Source organism: Sphingopyxis sp. J-6 (assembly GCF_046603995.1).
Classification (GTDB): Bacteria; Pseudomonadota; Alphaproteobacteria; order Sphingomonadales; family Sphingomonadaceae; genus Sphingopyxis.
In genome coordinates this window covers 811,314-827,747 of record NZ_CP145810.1, presented here as the reverse complement: position 1 = coordinate 827,747, position 16,434 = coordinate 811,314, and the positions used below count along the sequence as shown (strand labels likewise).

15 protein-coding genes, 1 tRNA gene and 1 pseudogene are annotated in these 16,434 nt (G+C 63.4%); 9 read left to right on the top strand and 8 right to left on the bottom strand.

What is annotated here, in order from left to right; genetic code table 11:
* Window positions 1-2 precede the first annotated feature (2 nt).
* Genes kdpB through V6U71_RS04110 form a run of 3 tightly spaced genes read right to left on the bottom strand, consistent with a single transcriptional unit; the run spans window position 3 to window position 3,854 of the window.
* Window positions 3-2,036, bottom strand: coding sequence for a potassium-transporting ATPase subunit KdpB (kdpB, locus tag V6U71_RS04120; protein WP_411341061.1), 2,034 nt, complete (start codon window positions 2,034-2,036; stop codon window positions 3-5).
* 12 nt (window positions 2,037-2,048) lie between these two features.
* Window positions 2,049-3,752, bottom strand: coding sequence for a potassium-transporting ATPase subunit KdpA (gene kdpA / locus V6U71_RS04115; RefSeq protein ID WP_411341060.1), 1,704 nt, complete (start codon window positions 3,750-3,752; stop codon window positions 2,049-2,051).
* 12 nt (window positions 3,753-3,764) lie between these two features.
* A complete protein-coding gene (locus V6U71_RS04110) occupies window positions 3,765-3,854 on the bottom strand; it encodes a potassium-transporting ATPase subunit F (protein WP_054588683.1) in 90 nt (29 codons plus the stop codon).
* Window positions 3,855-4,298: 444 nt separating this feature from the next.
* Here V6U71_RS04110 and V6U71_RS04105 point away from each other — a divergent pair.
* From V6U71_RS04105 to V6U71_RS04065, 9 genes and pseudogenes are all read left to right on the top strand, one after another.
* Window positions 4,299-4,374: transfer RNA gene (locus V6U71_RS04105), tRNA-Thr, on the top strand.
* Window positions 4,375-4,561: 187 nt separating this feature from the next.
* Window positions 4,562-5,005, top strand: a pseudogene (locus tag V6U71_RS04100) (thioredoxin fold domain-containing protein); the annotation flags it as partial.
* 187 nt (window positions 5,006-5,192) lie between these two features.
* Window positions 5,193-5,507 (top strand): hypothetical protein, encoded by a 315-nt coding sequence (locus V6U71_RS04095; RefSeq protein ID WP_411342305.1) that lies wholly within the window; start codon window positions 5,193-5,195, stop codon window positions 5,505-5,507.
* 133 nt (window positions 5,508-5,640) lie between these two features.
* Window positions 5,641-5,907 (top strand): type IV conjugative transfer system protein TraL, encoded by a 267-nt coding sequence (locus V6U71_RS04090; protein ID WP_411341059.1) that lies wholly within the window; start codon window positions 5,641-5,643, stop codon window positions 5,905-5,907.
* Between the two features lie 8 nt (window positions 5,908-5,915).
* On the top strand, window positions 5,916-6,557 hold the full coding sequence (locus V6U71_RS04085; RefSeq protein WP_058537059.1) for a TraE/TraK family type IV conjugative transfer system protein: 642 nt from the start codon (window positions 5,916-5,918) through the stop codon (window positions 6,555-6,557).
* Window positions 6,541-7,308, top strand: a complete 768-nt coding sequence (locus V6U71_RS04080) for a type-F conjugative transfer system secretin TraK (RefSeq protein ID WP_411341058.1) — start codon at window positions 6,541-6,543, stop codon at window positions 7,306-7,308. The genes V6U71_RS04085 and V6U71_RS04080 overlap by 17 nt, the downstream gene beginning before the upstream one ends.
* A complete protein-coding gene (locus V6U71_RS04075; protein WP_411341057.1) occupies window positions 7,305-8,603 on the top strand; it encodes a TraB/VirB10 family protein in 1,299 nt (432 codons plus the stop codon). Before V6U71_RS04080 ends, V6U71_RS04075 begins: the two co-directional genes overlap by 4 nt.
* Before the next feature lie 332 nt (window positions 8,604-8,935).
* A complete protein-coding gene (locus V6U71_RS04070) occupies window positions 8,936-9,271 on the top strand; it encodes a hypothetical protein (RefSeq protein ID WP_156419799.1) in 336 nt (111 codons plus the stop codon).
* The gene (locus V6U71_RS04065) at window positions 9,268-10,248 is read left to right on the top strand and encodes a GGDEF domain-containing protein (RefSeq protein WP_231732800.1); all 981 of its coding nucleotides are present in this window, start codon (window positions 9,268-9,270) and stop codon (window positions 10,246-10,248) included. Before V6U71_RS04070 ends, V6U71_RS04065 begins: the two co-directional genes overlap by 4 nt.
* A 354-nt stretch (window positions 10,249-10,602) precedes the next feature.
* Here the strand turns inward: V6U71_RS04065 and V6U71_RS04060 are convergent, their stop codons facing one another.
* Genes V6U71_RS04060 through V6U71_RS04040 form a run of 5 tightly spaced genes read right to left on the bottom strand, consistent with a single transcriptional unit; the run spans window position 10,603 to window position 16,381 of the window.
* The gene (locus V6U71_RS04060) at window positions 10,603-12,192 is read right to left on the bottom strand and encodes a long-chain fatty acid--CoA ligase (RefSeq protein WP_411341056.1); all 1,590 of its coding nucleotides are present in this window, start codon (window positions 12,190-12,192) and stop codon (window positions 10,603-10,605) included.
* 37 nt (window positions 12,193-12,229) lie between these two features.
* Window positions 12,230-13,171: an alpha/beta hydrolase gene (locus V6U71_RS04055; protein WP_411341055.1), complete on the bottom strand. Its 942-nt coding sequence runs from the start codon at window positions 13,169-13,171 to the stop codon at window positions 12,230-12,232.
* 11 nt (window positions 13,172-13,182) lie between these two features.
* On the bottom strand, window positions 13,183-14,355 hold the full coding sequence (locus V6U71_RS04050) for a serine hydrolase domain-containing protein (RefSeq protein WP_058537063.1): 1,173 nt from the start codon (window positions 14,353-14,355) through the stop codon (window positions 13,183-13,185).
* Window positions 14,352-15,263, bottom strand: a complete 912-nt coding sequence (locus tag V6U71_RS04045; protein ID WP_231732801.1) for an ROK family protein — start codon at window positions 15,261-15,263, stop codon at window positions 14,352-14,354. The genes V6U71_RS04050 and V6U71_RS04045 overlap by 4 nt, the downstream gene beginning before the upstream one ends.
* Before the next feature lie 11 nt (window positions 15,264-15,274).
* Window positions 15,275-16,381 carry a glycoside hydrolase family 68 protein gene (locus V6U71_RS04040; protein ID WP_231732802.1) on the bottom strand — a complete coding sequence of 369 codons (1,107 nt, stop codon included), beginning with the start codon at window positions 16,379-16,381 and terminating at the stop codon, window positions 15,275-15,277.
* Window positions 16,382-16,434 lie beyond the last annotated feature (53 nt).

The window sequence follows — 16,434 nt, the reverse complement described above, 5'->3', positions numbered from 1 at the left end:
CCTCAGGCAAGACCGAGGCCACCAACGGCCAGGTCGATGAGCTTGATGCCAACGAAGGGAACGACGAGGCCGCCGAGACCATAGACAGCAAGGTTGCGCGCGAGCAGCGGCCCCGCCCCCATCGGCCGATAGGTCACGCCCCTCAGCGCGAGCGGGACAAGCAGCGGGATGATCAGCGCGTTGAAGATGATCGCCGACAGGATCGCGCTCTCAGGGCTGGTGAGGCCCATGATGTTGAGCACGCCGAGCCCCGGATAGAGCGCGACGAACATCGCCGGGATGATCGCGAAATATTTGGCCACGTCGTTGGCGACCGAAAAGGTCGTGAGCGCGCCGCGCGTCATCAGGAGCTGCTTGCCCAGCCCGACCACCTCGATCAGCTTGGTCGGATCGCTGTCGAGATCGACCATATTGCCGGCCTCGCGCGCCGCCTGCGTGCCGGTGTTCATCGCAACGCCGACATCGGCCTGCGCCAACGCCGGCGCATCGTTGGTGCCGTCGCCGCACATCGCGACGAGCCGCCCGCCCGCCTGTTCCTTGCGGATCAGCTCGAGTTTGTCCTCGGGCGTCGCCTGCGCGAGGAAATCGTCGACCCCCGCTTCTGCCGCGATCGCTGCGGCGGTGAGCGGATTGTCGCCGGTGATCATCACCGTGCGGATGCCCATCGCGCGCAGCTCGCCGAAGCGTTCACGAATGCCCGCCTTGACGATGTCCTTCAAAAAGATCGCACCGAGCAACTCACCGTCCTTCGCGACCGCCAGCGGCGTGCCGCCGGCGCGCGCGATCTCGTCGGTGATCCGGCGGAGTTCGGTCGCGGCAGCGGTTGTCCCCGCGCCGGGATTGGCGCGCAGGACCGAGTCCACCGCGCCCTTCTGAATCACGCTGTCGCCGATCCGGATGCCCGAGATGCGCGTCTGCGCAGTGAAGGCGATAATCTCTGCACCCGCGGGCATCACCGCGGACTGACCGAAGCCTTCGCGCGCCAGTACGACGATCGAGCGCCCCTCCGGCGTTTCATCGGCAAGGCTGGCGAGCAGCGCCGCCTCGGCGAGCTGCGCCGCCGAATGGCCGCCCACGGCGCGAAACTCGGTCGCTTGCCGGTCGCCGACAGTAATCGTTCCGGTCTTGTCGAGCAGCAGCACGTCGACGTCGCCCGCCGCCTCGACCGCACGGCCCGACTTGGCGAGCACGTTGAAGCGTACGAGCCGGTCCATGCCCGCAATGCCGATGGCCGAAAGCAAGGCCGCGATGGTCGTGGGGATCAGGGTGATCAGCAGCGCCGCAAGGATCGCCACCGGAATGCTGCCACCCGCATAGCTTGCAAAAGCCGGGATCGTGCCGACCGCAATCAGGAAGATGATCGTCAGCCCGACGAGCAGCAGGGTCAGTGCGATCTCGTTCGGCGTCTTCTGCCGCTCGGCACCTTCGACGAGCGCGATCATCCGGTCGAGAAAGCCCTGCCCGGGATTGACCGTCACTCGCACCCGGATTTCGTCCGAAATGACGCGCGTGCCCGCCGTGACCGCGCTCCGGTCGCCGCCCGCCTCGCGGATCACCGGCGCGCTTTCGCCGGTGATCGCGGCCTCGTTGACCGACGCCACGCCGGCAACGACTTCGCCGTCGGACGGGATGAGGTCGCCCGTCTCGACGAGCACCACGTCGCCAACCCGAAGCGCGCTGGCGGGCACGCTTTCCCAAGCTTTCCCGTCGCCCTTCACCCGCTTCGCCGTCAGTTCGGCCTTGGCCGCGCGCAGCGACGCCGCCTGCGCCTTGCCGCGCCCCTCGGCAAGCGCTTCGGCGAAGGTGCCGAAGAGCACGGTCAGCCACAGCCAGATGACGAGCTGGAGCTTGAAGCCGGTGGCGAGCCCGTCCTGCCCGACGACGAGCAGGATGGTGAGCAGCAGCGCGACGACGGCGGTGGTGAACATCACCGGATTGCGGATCAGTTCCTTCGGGTTGAGCTTGCGGAAGGCGTCGCCGATCGCCGGAACGATCAGGTCAGCCGTAAACAGGGACTGGGTTTCAGACCGGGCCATTTTGCGTGATCCTTAGAAAAGCTGGCCGCTCGTCATCGCGAGATGATCGGCGATCGGGCCGAGCGCGAGGCTCGGCAGGAAGGTCAGGCCACCGACGATCAGCACGATGCCGACGAGCAGCGCCGTCCACAGCGGCCCGGTGGTCGGGAAGCTACCCGCCGTCGCCGGCGTATAATTCTTCGCCGCGAGGCCGCCCGCGATCGCGAGCATCGGCACGATGATGAAGAAACGGCCGATCCACATCGCGACGCCCAGCATGCCGTTATAGAAAGGCGTGTTGGCGCTGAGCCCGGCAAAGGCAGAGCCGTTGTTCGCGGTCGCGCTGGTGAAGGCGTAGAGGATTTCCGAAAAGCCGTGCGGCCCCTTGTTGAGCGGCCCGGCAAGACCCGCTCCGGTCACCGACGCGATCGCCGTAAAGCCGAGGATGACGAGCGGCAGCATCGCGATCGCGAGCACCGCAAGCTTGACCTCGCGCGCCTCGATCTTCTTGCCGACATATTCGGGGGTCCGCCCGACCATCAGCCCGGCCACGAAAATGGCGAGGATCGCGAACAGGAGGAAACCATAGATCCCCGCCCCGACCCCGCCGATGACGACCTCGCCGAGTTGCATGTTGAACAGCGGGATCATGCCGCCGAGCGCGGTGAAGCTGTCGTGCATCGCATTGACCGCCCCGCACGACGCCGCTGTCGTGACGACCGCGAACAACGCCGACTGGGCGATGCCGAAGCGAACCTCCTTGCCCTCCATATTGCCGCCAGCAACGCCGAGATTGTGGAGTACCGGATTGCCCGCGGCTTCCTGCCAATAGGTGATCGCGGCCCCGGCAAGGAACAGCGCCATCATCGCGGCAAGGATCGCCCAGCCCTGACGCGGATTGCCGACCGCCTTGCCGAAGGTCCAGGTCAGCCCGGTACCAATGGCGAAAATCGACAGCATCTGGACGACGTTGGTCAGCGCCGTCGGATTCTCGAACGGATGCGCCGAGTTGGCGTTGAAAAAGCCGCCGCCGTTGGTGCCAAGCATCTTGATCGCTTCCTGCGAAGCGACCGGCCCCAACGCAAGGGTCTGTTTGACGCCCTCGAGCGTCGTCACGTCGACCGAGCCGGCGAGCGTCTGCGGCACACCGCTCGCGATATAGAAGATCGCAAGCACGGCGCAGAGCGGCAGCAACAGATAGAGCGTGACGCGCGTCATATCGGCCCAGAAATTGCCGATCGTCTTCATCTCGCGCCGCGCGAAACCGCGAAACAGGGCAAAGGCGAGCGCGATGCCCGTCGCCGCCGACAGGAAGTTATGGATCGTGAGGCCGAGCATCTGGCTCAGGTTCGACATCGTCGATTCACCGCCATAGCTCTGCCAGTTGGTGTTCGCGGTGAAGCTGATTGCGGTGTTGAAGGCAAGGTCGGCGCTGGTACCGTCATAGCCAAGCGGATTGAGCGGCAGCACGCCCTGCAGGCGCAGGATCGCATATGTAAAGAGCGCGAGCGCCGCGTTGAAGATGAGCATATGCACGGCGTAGCGGCGCCAGCCCTGCTCCTCGGTCGGGTCGATGCCCGAAAGGCGGTAGAAACCCGTCTCGACGGGGCCCAGCACGCGGTGGAGCGGCGTGCGGCGCCCCTCGTAAAGCGCGAAGAGCCATTGACCCATCGGCTTCGCGAGAAGCAGGAGGATGCCGGCGAACGCCGCGATCAGGAGCCATCCCTGAAACGTCATGGCGCGCCTCCCCTAGAAACGTTCGGGCCGCGCGAGCACGGCGACGAGGTAGAAAAGAAGGCCAAGCGCGGTGAGGCCCGCGAGCCAGAGGTCGAGGGTCATGGCATCGGTCCCTATGCGTCGTCGCATAGCCGCGCATAACCGAGGCTCGCGGCGAGAAGGGCGAGGATGATGCCGGTCCAGATCAGATCCTGCATGATGTTGCTCCGGCAAGACGCAGGCCACGGAAGATGGCGAGTCGTCTGCAGGAGGCTCAAATAGGCCGGGGCCGCGTTTGAATTCGAGAGCGCGAAATCGGGGCGCGCATAGTATTTGCGTATGATTTTTTCGAGATTCGCCCCATGCCGCAGACCGCTTGAGGATGCGGCATCGCGCGCTGCTCCTGCGAGGGGCCGGTGAGAGCGAGGTAACAGCCGCTCGATATCCGCCTGACCTGCGCCGCTAATCAGACCCTCTCTGACCGGGACGCAATCGGCGCGGCGCACCAAAACAATTGCCAGACGATGCTTGTCATCATCCGGCCGCGCTGTTAGAGGCGCCGGCGTTGCCGCTTTAGCTCAGTTGGTAGAGCACATCATTCGTAATGATGGGGTCACAGGTTCGAGTCCTGTAAGCGGCACCATCGCTTCCACAAGGCAAATCCGAGACATAAGGCCAAAGGGCCTTTCGCGTGGGTGTTCCCCTGGGTCTGGGTTGGGTGGCTTTGGGCAAAGAAATTTGCCGCGACCACTCCAACAAGGTGCAAGCCGACGAGAGAAGCCTGAAAGGGCCTTCGTTGCGCTAGAAGTCACTCCCGAGAACGTTGGTTTCGTCTGATCGATCCCGCGCAAGCACTGCCGATCGGTCCCCAGAGTGCACCGACAGTGATCGAGTTCACCGATCCCGACTGCCCTTATTGTCGCGCGCTCGATCGCTACTGGGCAGCGAAGTCGGCCGAAGGCAAGCCCGTTCGCCGCCTCATCTATTTCGTGAGCGGCATTCATCCCGAAGCCGCCGCCAAGGCCGAGCATATCCTATGTTCTTCCGACAAGGAAACCGCTTTCAAAGCTGTCTATGCGGGGTCCGCGCCTGCGGTGCTCCGGACCTGTCCGGAAGGTCGTGCGCGCGTCGAAGAGCATTCCAAGCTGGTAACGTCAGCGGGCGTTTCGGGTACGCCAACGTTGATCCTAGGCGGCAAACTCATCTCCGGCTTCCAGCAAGCCGAAATCGAGGCATTCCTCTCATCAGCGAGGACGGCCGATGCCACGCGCTGATCCCCTTCCCTTCATGGCGGGCGCTGCTGCGTCGATGGCTCGATGCCTGTCGACGGTTGCAGGGCACCGGAATGCCGAAGGCGGCGCGCCCCTTGGGCCGCCCCGCGCCGTCGTCGGCCGACAGCGATTTTCATTGATGTCGGCAGGCAGATCAGTGGACAGCCCGATTTTCAGGAAAGCAGGCAATATGATCAAGAAATTCAGCAATCGCGCCCTTTCGGTCGCGGACATCGGCATGCCCGTGCTGCTCCTGTCGCTGCTCGCGGCGAGCGCCCATGCCTTCACGGCGCCGGCGGCCGGCGATCTCGGCTACGATATCTACGACATTGTTGTAAACCAGGGGGTCAAGGGCCCGCTGGGCTTCGTCGCCGGCGTCGCAGCCTTCCTCTTCGGCGTGTCACGCCTGTTCTCGAACATCATGATCGGCATCCCGACGATCGTCGCCGCCGTCTGTCTGATCAAGGCCGACAGCATTCTCCAGACTTTCGGGATGGTGATCTGAACGAGATGGTTCGCGTTCGCGCCGACGGTTCCACGGCGCGTGCGCGGGCCTTGATGCCAGGGCGGAGCCCTGGCCACCTGTCCTCTGACCAATGCTTCGGACCGGAGGACATGAAGCGGGAGGAGAAGGGTCGATGGACGAGCGCCTACCCCAATATCTGCACAAGCCGGTCCAGATCCTGTGGTTCGGGTCGGACGAGTTTGTGCTGGTGGTCACGACCATCTTCGTCGCCGTCATCGTCGGCGGGCTGGTCGGCTGGGCGTTCATCGCGGCCCTTCTCCTTTTCCTGCCGTGGAAGCGTGCGCAGCCGCGCGGTTTCCTCGCGCATCTCGCTTGGCGCTGGGGAATGCTGCGCTTCCGTCATTATCCGGGTCCGACCCAGATCCGCTTCTTCGAGTGAGGGCGATCATGTTTAGCCGCATTGGAAAATCAAGCCGCCAGCCGGTCGATCCGCTTGTCGGCAAGCCCGCGAGCTTTGGCATCCATCGCTACCTCCAAGGCTCGTCGAACCTGTTCGAAGAGAACCGGCTGCTCAAGTTCGCGATCGTCGGCCTGTTCGGCATCACCGCCGTGCTCGGGGCTATAATCTACAGCTCCGACCAGAAAGAGCGAACAATTGTCGTGCCGTTCGGATCGGGGGGGGACCTTTATGTCACCGGTTCGAAGCCATCGGCGACCTATCTGCGAACAATCGCGCGCAACATCGTCGCTCTCGCCGGCACCTACTCCGCCTATTCGGCGGACCGGCAATTTCAGGAATTGCTCTCGATTGTCCACCCGTCAGCGTACAACAGCATGCGCGACAGCCTGACCGGTATATTGGGCGAGCTTGCGAACAATCCGACGCTGTCAATCGCGACCTACATTCGCCCCGACCAACCGGTGCAATGGACCGACCACGATATTCTCCTGCCGGTCGAGAAGGTCCGGGTCATCGGCGGCGTCATCCGCAAGTTCCGCGGCAATCTGCGCATCCGCTACGCGGTTGAGAATGGCCGCTTCTGGCTCGTTGCGCTCACCGAGGAGAATTTCGATGCCCAGCCTCGCTAGGACGCGCGCCACGACGTTCGTGGTTGCCGCTCTAGTGCTGCCTGTCACGCTCGCAGCACAATCGGTTACCGCTCTGCCCGAGCAGACCAGCATGATCCGGCTCTCGAACCGCGATGTCAATCATGTCGTCTGCATGGGTGGGGAGATCGAGGATGTGAAATTCTCAGCCGAAAAGGCCATCGCTGTCGAACGCGCGGGCTCCGACGCCTGGATCAAGTTCCTCGTCAAGGAAGTCGAGGATATGGGGATCGTAACGCGCAGCTATGTGACTATACCGTCGGAATTCTTCATTAGCTGCAACGGCGCCATCTATCCGCTCTATGCCGAACCCGCCGACATTCCGGCGCAGACGGTGACGCTGGCGCGCGGACGCACTCAGCGCGCTGCTGAAAACGAGAAGCTGCTGGGCCCGCTTGTCGAAGAAGAGCGAGCGATCTCGATCACCCTCGCCGTGTTGCAAGGCCGCGTGCCAGCGACCTTCATGGACGTAGCGCCGCGGGCCGGCGTGATCACCGTGACCGCCTTGCCGGCGGTCAAATTGATCGAGCGGCGGCGGCTCGCGGTCGAAGGCGCTGGCCTCTCCGTCTCGGAATATCAGCTCAGCAGCGACAGCGAGGCGGTTGTCGAGGAGAGGCAGTTTCTCGATCGCGCGCTCGGCAGTGACATCTTCGCGGTCACGCTCGACAGGCTCGCGGTGAAGCCCGGCGAAAGTGTGCGGCTGATCGTAATCCGCCGCGGAGACGAGGAATGACCGATACGCCCGTACAGGAGGCACTTGACCTCGGAGATGTCGGCAAGCAGATGCCACCAGAGAGCCGGAAGATCAGCCGCGGCCCCGCACTGCTCGCGCTGAAGGATCGCTGGGCGATGCTAAGTTCGAAGCAAAAGCTTCGTGCTAGACAGCTCGGCGTCGCAGGCATCGTCGCGATGCTTGGGACAGGTCTCTATACCGCCAGCACCGACGGCAATGATGGGCCTGTCGAGACCCCGCCTGCGACCAAGCTCGACATGGGTGCCGGCCTTCGTGGCGACAGCCTCGAAACCAAGCTTCGCGGCGATCTCCAGAAGATCCTCGACGGCCAGACCTTGCTCGGCGACCGCGTCACCGCGATCGAGGAAGGCAAAATCGTGCCCGGCAGTGGCGCCGCAGCGCTACCCGACGGCGACCTTGGGCTTCCCCCTGCCCTGCCTGGAGCCATTCCCGATTATCCACCGCCGCCCGGCGACGCGGGAGGGGCGAATGGCGAGATCCCGCCGCCGCCGACGCCGCCAACTATCCCGCCCGCTCCGTCTGCGCCTCCGATCGAGAAGACGGTCGGCGCGATCGGCGCGGCAGCGATGGCGCCGACCGCAGCAAGTATCGACGGTAAAGCCGAGCCGGCTGGCGCCAAAAAAAAGACCAGGACGATCTATTTGCCGCCTGGTTTCATGAAAGCGCGGCTTCTAACCGGGATCGACGCGCTCGCAAGCCGTGATGCGACCTCGAACCCCGAGCCGTTAATCGCTCGCGTGCAGGCACCAGCGGTGTTACCGAATGATGTGAAAGCCAATCTCGCCGGCTGCTTCGTCATCGGCAACGCGACGGGCAGCCTCGCGAAGGAGCGCGTCGAGGTCCAACTTGTCTCGCTCTCCTGCGTCGATTTCGACGAACATTCGGTCGTCGACCAGCCAATAAAGGGCTTCTTCGTCGATACCGACGGCAAGAAAGGGCTGTCAGGCAAGGTCGTGACGCGCGCCGGGGCGAGCCTCGCTCGCGCCTTCATCGCCGGGACCATCAGCGGTATCAGCCAGACGGTCGAGAATACGATCGGGGACGTCTCGACTTCGGCGCTCGGCTCAGTGCGGACGCTCGATGCCGGCGGTGCCGTCAAGGCCGGAATTGCCGGCGGTCTTTCGAAATCGTCCGACAAGCTCACGGATTTCTATCTAGATCTCGCTCGCCAGGCAGGCCCTATCGTCGAGGTCGGCGCAGCAAAAGACGTTATCGTCGTGATCCAGGAAGGAGTCACCCTTGAAATCAAGCCAAGTGCGGGGAACAAATTTTGACCGTCTTGACCTAGGCGGACAGTGGCTGGTGCACGAACATGAGGTAATTGCGAAAGCGCCAGCCACGGGCTCCGCAAGCATCGGGAGAGTTCGACGCCATAAAAGTTTAAACAGGCGCCTACAGCGGCGGTATTTGTTGATCAGAACCGACCGAATTAGGATGTCCGATTAGGGTCCGATTTTGGCAAAACTGGCGGTGCCCGCCAGTCTGCTTCAGGGCGATTGAACGGCAGCAACGGCCGTTTCTCCGTTGGCTCGGTTTCATTCCCATCAAATTCCGTCGAGAGACATCTACCCGCCAATGCTATCTTGCTTCTGCAGCCTTCAAGAGAATGGTCGATCAACGAGGCAAGGTTGTGATCTCCTTCAAAGTGCGCGGCTGGCAGCGTTATGGCAGTCCACACGAGATATTAACGGACTTTGGTCATAGTTCCCGCATGAGACGATCGGATTCCCTAGCGTCAACCATGCACAAGGCCCGATTTGCGGGCTTCCCGGACCCTGCCGCGCTTCCGCTCCTCGTCTATCGGGAATTCATCGATATGCTCTTCGGTATGGCGCTGCCGATCTTCGGATTTGGCGTGGCATTTGTCGGCATATGTCTGATGGTGAGCCGCGAACTCGATAGCCCTTTTCTCCTCCTCCTCGCAGTGCTGGCGCTTTGGTGACGTTCCTACGTCTCTGGATACTGATCGCCTATCGGCGAGCCTCTCCGGGTTTGGACTTCGAAGGGTTGAAGCGTTGGGAACTTCGCTATGCGATTGGCAACTATGCCCTTGCGACGCTGATCGCCGCCCTCAACGTCGCCGTGATCTTCATTCACGAGCCAATCCTGCATCTTCTCACCGTTAGCCTCGTATTTGGCTTCGGCGCCGGCATCGTGTCGCGAATCGCGATAAGGCCGAAAATCTGCGTCATAAGCCTGTTGCTAGCGACCCTGCCCACGGTTACCGCGCTGGCCTTGCACGCCTTCACGCCGCACCCCGGTCCCGTGCACGCCGAATTTTTTCTGATCGAAGCCTTCATCGTCGCGATGATCACCGGACTCAGCCTTCAGACCGTCGCGCATCTCTACCGAACCGCGGTTGAGCATCACATAGCGCGGCACGATTTGGCGCTGCTCGCTAAGACCGACGCTCTCACCGACCTTGCGAACCGTCTATCGCTCCGCGAGTTTTTTCAGGCGCGCATGGTCGCAGCAAAAGACGCCGACAGCCAGATTGCCGTGCATTTTCTCGACCTCGACGGGTTCAAGGCGATTAATGATCGCCACGGCCACCCAGCTGGTGATGCAGTGCTGAAAGAAGTGGCTCGACGGCTCAAGGCAATAGTCCGCAGCGATGATGTGGTCGCGCGGCTCGGCGGTGACGAGTTTGTCGTGCTGCAAGCGGACGTACTGCAGGACACCGAAGCCGAATTCATCGCACGTCGAATCATACGCGAAATTAGCAAGCCTTACGCTATCGGGGATAAGCTCCTGACCATCTCGGTCAGCGTGGGAATTGCGACGGCGCCAAGGATGGGCTTGGAGCTGGAGCGTCTCCTCACATGCGCCGATAGCGCCCTGTACCGTGCCAAGGCCGCCGGAAAGGCCCGGGCCCTTTTCTGCGTCGAAGTGGACGCGGTGAAATCGGTCGCGGCGTGACACCCGAAGGAACGCAGGCGCACCAATTGTCATAGCACCTGGAACCGAAAGTGTGCGAGGCTCCCAAGATCGGTGCGCTTGAGTGGCTGGGTAAACCAGAGCCCGCTGCGGCAGTACAGCGAACAAGCGCGCGGTGCCGAAGCCGCCGCGCGAGGACAGCGAGCCAAGTGTGCACGCGCGCGCGCATCAGCGCGGTCCCTAGCGTCGCTTGCCGACGCTAGTGTGCGCCCCTCATATGTCGGGCTCAACTATCAAATGTGGTCGGAATCAAAACTCAAGCAGGGGTCGGATTTTCGGCAAAACTGGCCGATCTGGGGCGGGCAGCTTTTGGGAACGACGGCAAGTTAGTGGACATTACGCCGTCAGCCGGCCTTTGTAGAAAGTGCGGAGCGCCTTCTTGTCGATCTTTCCAGTCGCCGTGAGCGGCACGTCAGCGAAAATGATCTGGTCGGGAAGCCACCATTTGACGAGCCGGGGCTCAAGCCATGCCCGGACATCCGCTTCGGTCAACGAGGCTTCCGGCATAGGTTCGATGACGAGGAGCGGCCGTTCCTCCCACTTGGGATGAAATACGCCAATAACGGCCGCGATTTTGACGCCCGGGCAAGCGACGGCGACATTTTCGATGTCGATCGAACTGATCCATTCGCCGCCCGATTTGATGACGTCCTTCTTCCGGTCGGTGATGCGCATAAAACCATTCGCATCTACAGTGGCGATGTCGCCGGTATCGAACCATCCGTCGGCGTCGAGCGCGCTGACCGCTTGCCGGTAATATCGTTCCAGCACCCAAGGTCCACGAACGAGGACGCTGCCTGCCTGGACACCATCGTGCGACAGGTCCTGACCATCATCGTCGACAATCTTGAGTTCGACGCCAAACTGGAGCCGGCCTTGCCGCGTCCAGATGATGTCGTTCATTTCATCATGGCCTAGTGCTGCAACCTTGGGCGTCGGTGTTGCGAGCACGCCGAGCGGCGACATCTCGGTCATGCCCCAGATCTGGCGAACCTTGACGCCATATTGGGTCTCGAACGTCTCCGCCATCGCGCGCGGCACGGCCGACCCGCCAATCACGACACGCTCGAGCGTCCCCGTGTCCTCGCCCGTGCGGGCGAGGTGATCGAGATACATGGTCCAGATTGTCGGCACGCCGCCCGAGAAGGTGACGCCCTCGGACTTGATCAGCTCTTGCAGGCTCGCTCCGTCGAATTTGTCGCACGGAAATACGAACTTCGCTCCGTTAATCGCTCCCGCGAATGGGAGGCCCCAGGCCGTCGCGTGATAGAGCGACTGGCACGGCAAGATCACGTCGAAGGCAGAGAAACCGAGCGCGCCCGACAGGCCGGCGACAAGCGCGTGCAGCACCACCGAGCGGTGCGAGTAGAGCACGCCCTTCGGATCGCCGGTGGTGCCCGATGTGTAGCAGAGAAAGGCCCCGCTGTTCTCCTCGAGGTCGGGCCAAAGGGTTGTCCCGGAAAATTCAGCGATGCGCCGATCATAGTCATCCCCGGTCAGCATCACGAAATGCTCGATCGTATGGAGCGCGGGTTTCAGCCGCTCGACGATCTCGTGCAGATTGGCGTCATAGAGAAGCACCCGGCTTTCGGCATGGTTGATCGTAAATGCGATATGTTCGTCCGGGAGCCTCGGATTGGCGGTGTGGAGAACAAGCCCCTTCCCGGGCGCAGCAAAAAACAGTTCGAAATGCCGGTGCGTATTCCAAGCGAGCGAGCTGATCCGGTCCCCCGGTTCGAGCCCGAGGCTCATGAGCCACTCGGCCCCCGCCGCCGCTCGCGAGAGCGCACCCGCATAATCGTAACGAAAGAGCTTGCCGTCGAAGTCCTTCGATACGATCTCGCGATCGCCGTGCGCTGTCGCTGCAAAGCGCAATATCTGCGAAATGTTGAGCGGCAGGTTCTGCATCAAACCCGGGATTGTCATCTAGCATGTCCTCAACCTGATCGCGGCCAGCCGCAGTCTACCCATTCGCCAGCAAAGCTTGCAGCCGCGCGACGACCTCATCGGTCGCCTCGGCGGCAGCCGGTATGATCCCGGCAAAATGCACGAAACCATGCGTCAGATGATCGAACTCCAGGAGTTCGGAGCGAACCCCCGCATCTCGCAGGCGTCCGGCGTAGGCAACGGCCTCGTCGCGCAGCGGATCGACCGATAGGACGACCGTCAACGCACGCGGCAAGCGCGAGAGATCGTCTGCCTTGAGAGGCGACAGGCGCGGATCGGCGGTGTCGGCGCCCTGCGCATAATCGGCGACACACACCGTCAGACTCGCGCGGCGGAGCGCCGGATCAGCGTCGCGAACGCGGGACGGATAGTCATTCTCGCCGGCGTCGAGGTCGACGGCCGGGTAGAGCAGGAGCTGTGCATCAAAGGGCCGTCCCTCTTGGGGCTCGTCGCGCATAGCGATGCAGATTGCGGCCGCTAGATTGCCGCCGGCGCTATCGCCGCCGATGATCGCTGGCAGACTATCACCGCCGAGGGGCGACCGATTGGCGGCAATCCAGCGCGCGGCCGCGAGGCTGTCGTCAAATCCCGCCGGGAAGGGATGCTCGGGGGCGAGACGATAGCTGCTGGCCACCACCACCATCGAGAGATCCCGGCATAGCCGGCGGATGGTATGATCGACGGTGTCGAGGTCGCCGATGGCCCAGCCGCCGCCGTGAATATAGTGCAGCGTCCCCGTCGGCTCGGTCGATGGACGGTAAATCCGGAGTGGGACCTTGGCGTCGCGCGTTTCGATCTGCCGGTCTTCGATCGAAGCAACGTCTATGCGGCCGCCCGGCCCAACGATCATCGGGATCATCGCGGCAGCCTGCGCCCGAAGCGTCGGATAGTCGACGGGCCCCGGCGGCACGGAAGGCAGTTGGTCGACAAGTTGCTGCAATACTGGGTCGAGCGCCACGATAAACTCCGTCAATAAGTTGGAATGGAAAGGCCGAGGATGCGCGCCAGCGCATCGACGACGCGGTACACTTGTGGGTCCCTGACGCCGGGTTGGCCGGTGCGGTTGCGGACATAGGCAAAGCTGACACCCGAGGATGGGTGGGCAAAGGCGAGCGAGCCCCCCGCCCCGTCATGGCCGAACGATCCCTCGCCGAGCATCGGCTGGATCGCCCATGGCAGCATGAGGCCCGCGCCCCAGGTCGGACCGGCGAAGTCCTGACCGAAAGGCGTTCCCGAAGACACGGTACGACAGGCGTCGCGAAGGCAATCCTCCGAAACAAGCGGAGCCTGGCCGACGCTACCGATCGCCTTCGAATAGAGCCGCGCGAGCGAGCGCGCGTCGGCGACACCATTTGCGCCCGCCAGTTCGACGCGCTGCACGGCGGGATCGTTCATGGCGTCGGCGAGACCGCTCATCCGCGCGGGGAAAAGGCCATTCAGCGATATCGCGCGCGCTGCGATCGATGACGGGTCAAGTTCGGGCGTGTCATATTCGGCCGGAACCTCGACGGCGGCAATGGGCGACTGCGCGTCGCCGCTGCGGCCAATCTGTATGTTGAGTTCCAACGGCCCAGCAAGATTGGCGCGGAACCATTCTCCGATGGTCTGGCCGGTCACCCGCCGCATCAGTTCCGACGTGATCCAGCCCACGGTGATCGCATGATAGGCGTGTGCCGTGCCCGGCTCGAACAGCGGAGCTTCCGCCGCAAGCCTTGCTGCCATCGCGGCTGTATCGGCCAGGCCTGCGATCGTGATCGGTCCGCTTATCAGGGGAACGCCAGCCTGATGTGCGAGCGCCTTGCGGACACTGATATCGCCCTTGCCGTGCGCCGCGAACTCGGGCCAGTAGTGCGCGAGCGGCAGATCGAGATCGATCCTGCCGTTCGAGACCTGCGACAGGACGCACAGTGCCGATATTCCCTTGGTGACCGAGAAAACGGGGACGGCGGTATTGCGATACCAGGGGGTTTGATCGCTGGCATCTGCCGAGCCGCCCCAGAGATCGAGCACCGGCTGGCCGTCACGATAGATGGCGCAGGCGGCCCCGCGTTCGCCGCCCTCCTGGAAGTTCGCTTCGAATGCGTCGCGGCACGCCGCGAATTGCGGATCGACGGTGCCCTGAATTTGGGAACGGTTGGTCAAAATTTTCCCTCCTTGGTTCGGGCATCGATCAACACGGCTTCGCCGAGCGCGACGGCGCCAAGCGGCCCGGCCCGGTCTCCGAGCGCCGGAAGCGTGACCAGATCTTCGGCCGCGTCGCCCGGGACGAAGGGAAGATAGCCAGCCAGGTCCGCGACGACATGCTGCCAGGCGCGTTCGAGCAGAAAGGAGCGGCCCATGCCGATCCCGCCGCCTATCAGGATTTTCTGCGGGCTCGTTACCAGCAGAAGAGCACCGATCAGCTGGGCCAGGTCGTGCGCGACAAACGACCAGCGCGGATCATCTGCCCGTATTTCCTCGCCCGCCCTGCCGAACCGCGCCTGCAGCGCAGGACCCGACAACAGGCCCTCGATGCAGTCGCCATGAAACGGGCAGCTACCCGAAAACTCGTCGCCGTTTGCGCGCCGCAATCGGAGATGCCCGATCTCGGGATGGAGCGCCCCGTGCACGGGGCGCCCTCCGAGCAGCAAGCCCCCGCCGACGCCGGTGCCGAGCGTCAGATAGCAGAGGCTGTCGAGGCCCTGTCCAGCGCCCCAGCGCCATTCGGCAAGGGCCGCGGCATTGACGTCGGTATCGATACGCCACGGGCAATCCGCGACCGCGCCCAGCGCACCCGCGATATCGGCTCCGCTCCAGCCTGCCTTGGGCGTGGCGAGCATTGTGCCAAAATCCGTTGCACCCGGATCAAGCCGCAGCGGACCGAAAGAAGCTATTCCGAGCGCGGCAAATCCTTCGCGCCGCTTCCACCCTTCGAGCGTATCGACGAGGGCGCCGAGCGTTTCATTTGGCGTCGTCGTCGCAAATCGCGCGCTCGCCAGAATCTCGCTCCCGCGGGCAAGGACAGCCAGCGCTTTCGTCCCCCCCAGTTCGATGCCGGCGATTGTCTTCATAGGGACCATAGCTATCGCGCGATCCCTGCCTTGTCGCCTGCCAGCCACAGATGAACGAACGGCGCAAACGCGCCGCCGAAGTTCCGGTCATCGCCGCCGCTCCAGTCATCGACAAAGCTCGTGACGGACAAGTCGGGCAGTACGAACCAGCTATAGGCCTGCGCCGGCGCGGCTTCGGGATTGGCGAACACCAGCCCGCTACCATTGACCGGGCGCCAGCCCTCGAAGAGCGCGGGGGATACCATTGCGTAGAGCCCGGTCGGGCCGGCAGGCCCCGACGGCGCAAAAACATGACGCTGCGTCGACCAGAAGAGATAATAAAGGCCGGCGTGGAAAATGATGTGCGGTCGCTCGAGTTCGTTGTTGAGCGTGTCTGCGCTGACGATCGGCGGAAGGAGGGTCCAGCCCTGCTCGCCGCATTGTCGGCGAACAATTCCGATGACGCCGTTATATTCGGACCGCGAGCGCGCCTGCGATCCCGCGAACAGCAGATAATCATCGCCTCCCGCCGGATCACGGAGAAAGGCCGGATCGCGGAACGCCTTGATCTTCCCGACCTCGCTCGGGCCGCCGCAGGTGGACATATAATGCTCGAGGTCGATCGGGACGATTTCTTCCAGCTCGCGCCAATCGCCAAGCCTGGGTGCCTCGCCCGACAGGTCGAGCGTCGCCAACGCTGAAAATAAACGCTGCTCGAAGGTCAAAATCTGCTCGCCGCGACGCCCGGTAGCGGTAAAATATAGGGCGACGGTCGCAAGGTCCGCGGAAGCGACGGCCGACCCCGACCATTCGCGGCTACCGGGTGAAAAGCCGTCTGGCATGGCCGGCCCGAGGTGCCGCCATCCTTCCGCGCTGTGCAGCAGCAGGTGGATGCGTGCATGCCCGTGGCGCTCGTCCGGGTCGGCGAAGCGCGGCGCGCCGAGTGCCATCCACAGCTGCCTGCCACCGGCCAGGATGATCGGCTTTCCGGCCTCGTCCTGCACAGGCCAGGCGTCCCAGACGCCGAGATCGGGAGCGATCGGTGCGAAATCTTCCTCGCTGAGCAGCGGCGCCCGCAGAACGGGCGCTGCGTCGATCGCCTCGATATGATCACCCGTCCAGCGAGCCGGAACCATCATGATAATTTCACTCTCAAATATTCGAAAACCGGACGGACGCGCCGTCGAACATC

Coding starts and splice junctions, on each gene's coding strand:
- V6U71_RS04070 (WP_156419799.1), top strand. CDS start 8,936: ATGGTCGATCAACGAGGCAAGGTTGTGATCTCCTTCAAAGTGCGCGGC.
- V6U71_RS04040 (WP_231732802.1), bottom strand. CDS start 16,381: ATGATGGTTCCGGCTCGCTGGACGGGTGATCATATCGAGGCGATCGAC.
- V6U71_RS04095 (WP_411342305.1), top strand. CDS start 5,193: ATGATCAAGAAATTCAGCAATCGCGCCCTTTCGGTCGCGGACATCGGC.
- V6U71_RS04060 (WP_411341056.1), bottom strand. CDS start 12,192: ATGACAATCCCGGGTTTGATGCAGAACCTGCCGCTCAACATTTCGCAG.
- kdpB (WP_411341061.1), bottom strand. CDS start 2,036: ATGGCCCGGTCTGAAACCCAGTCCCTGTTTACGGCTGACCTGATCGTT.
- V6U71_RS04090 (WP_411341059.1), top strand. CDS start 5,641: ATGGACGAGCGCCTACCCCAATATCTGCACAAGCCGGTCCAGATCCTG.
- V6U71_RS04075 (WP_411341057.1), top strand. CDS start 7,305: ATGACCGATACGCCCGTACAGGAGGCACTTGACCTCGGAGATGTCGGC.
- V6U71_RS04045 (WP_231732801.1), bottom strand. CDS start 15,263: ATGAAGACAATCGCCGGCATCGAACTGGGGGGGACGAAAGCGCTGGCT.
- kdpA (WP_411341060.1), bottom strand. CDS start 3,752: ATGACGTTTCAGGGATGGCTCCTGATCGCGGCGTTCGCCGGCATCCTC.
- V6U71_RS04110 (WP_054588683.1), bottom strand. CDS start 3,854: ATGACCCTCGACCTCTGGCTCGCGGGCCTCACCGCGCTTGGCCTTCTT.
- V6U71_RS04080 (WP_411341058.1), top strand. CDS start 6,541: ATGCCCAGCCTCGCTAGGACGCGCGCCACGACGTTCGTGGTTGCCGCT.
- V6U71_RS04085 (WP_058537059.1), top strand. CDS start 5,916: ATGTTTAGCCGCATTGGAAAATCAAGCCGCCAGCCGGTCGATCCGCTT.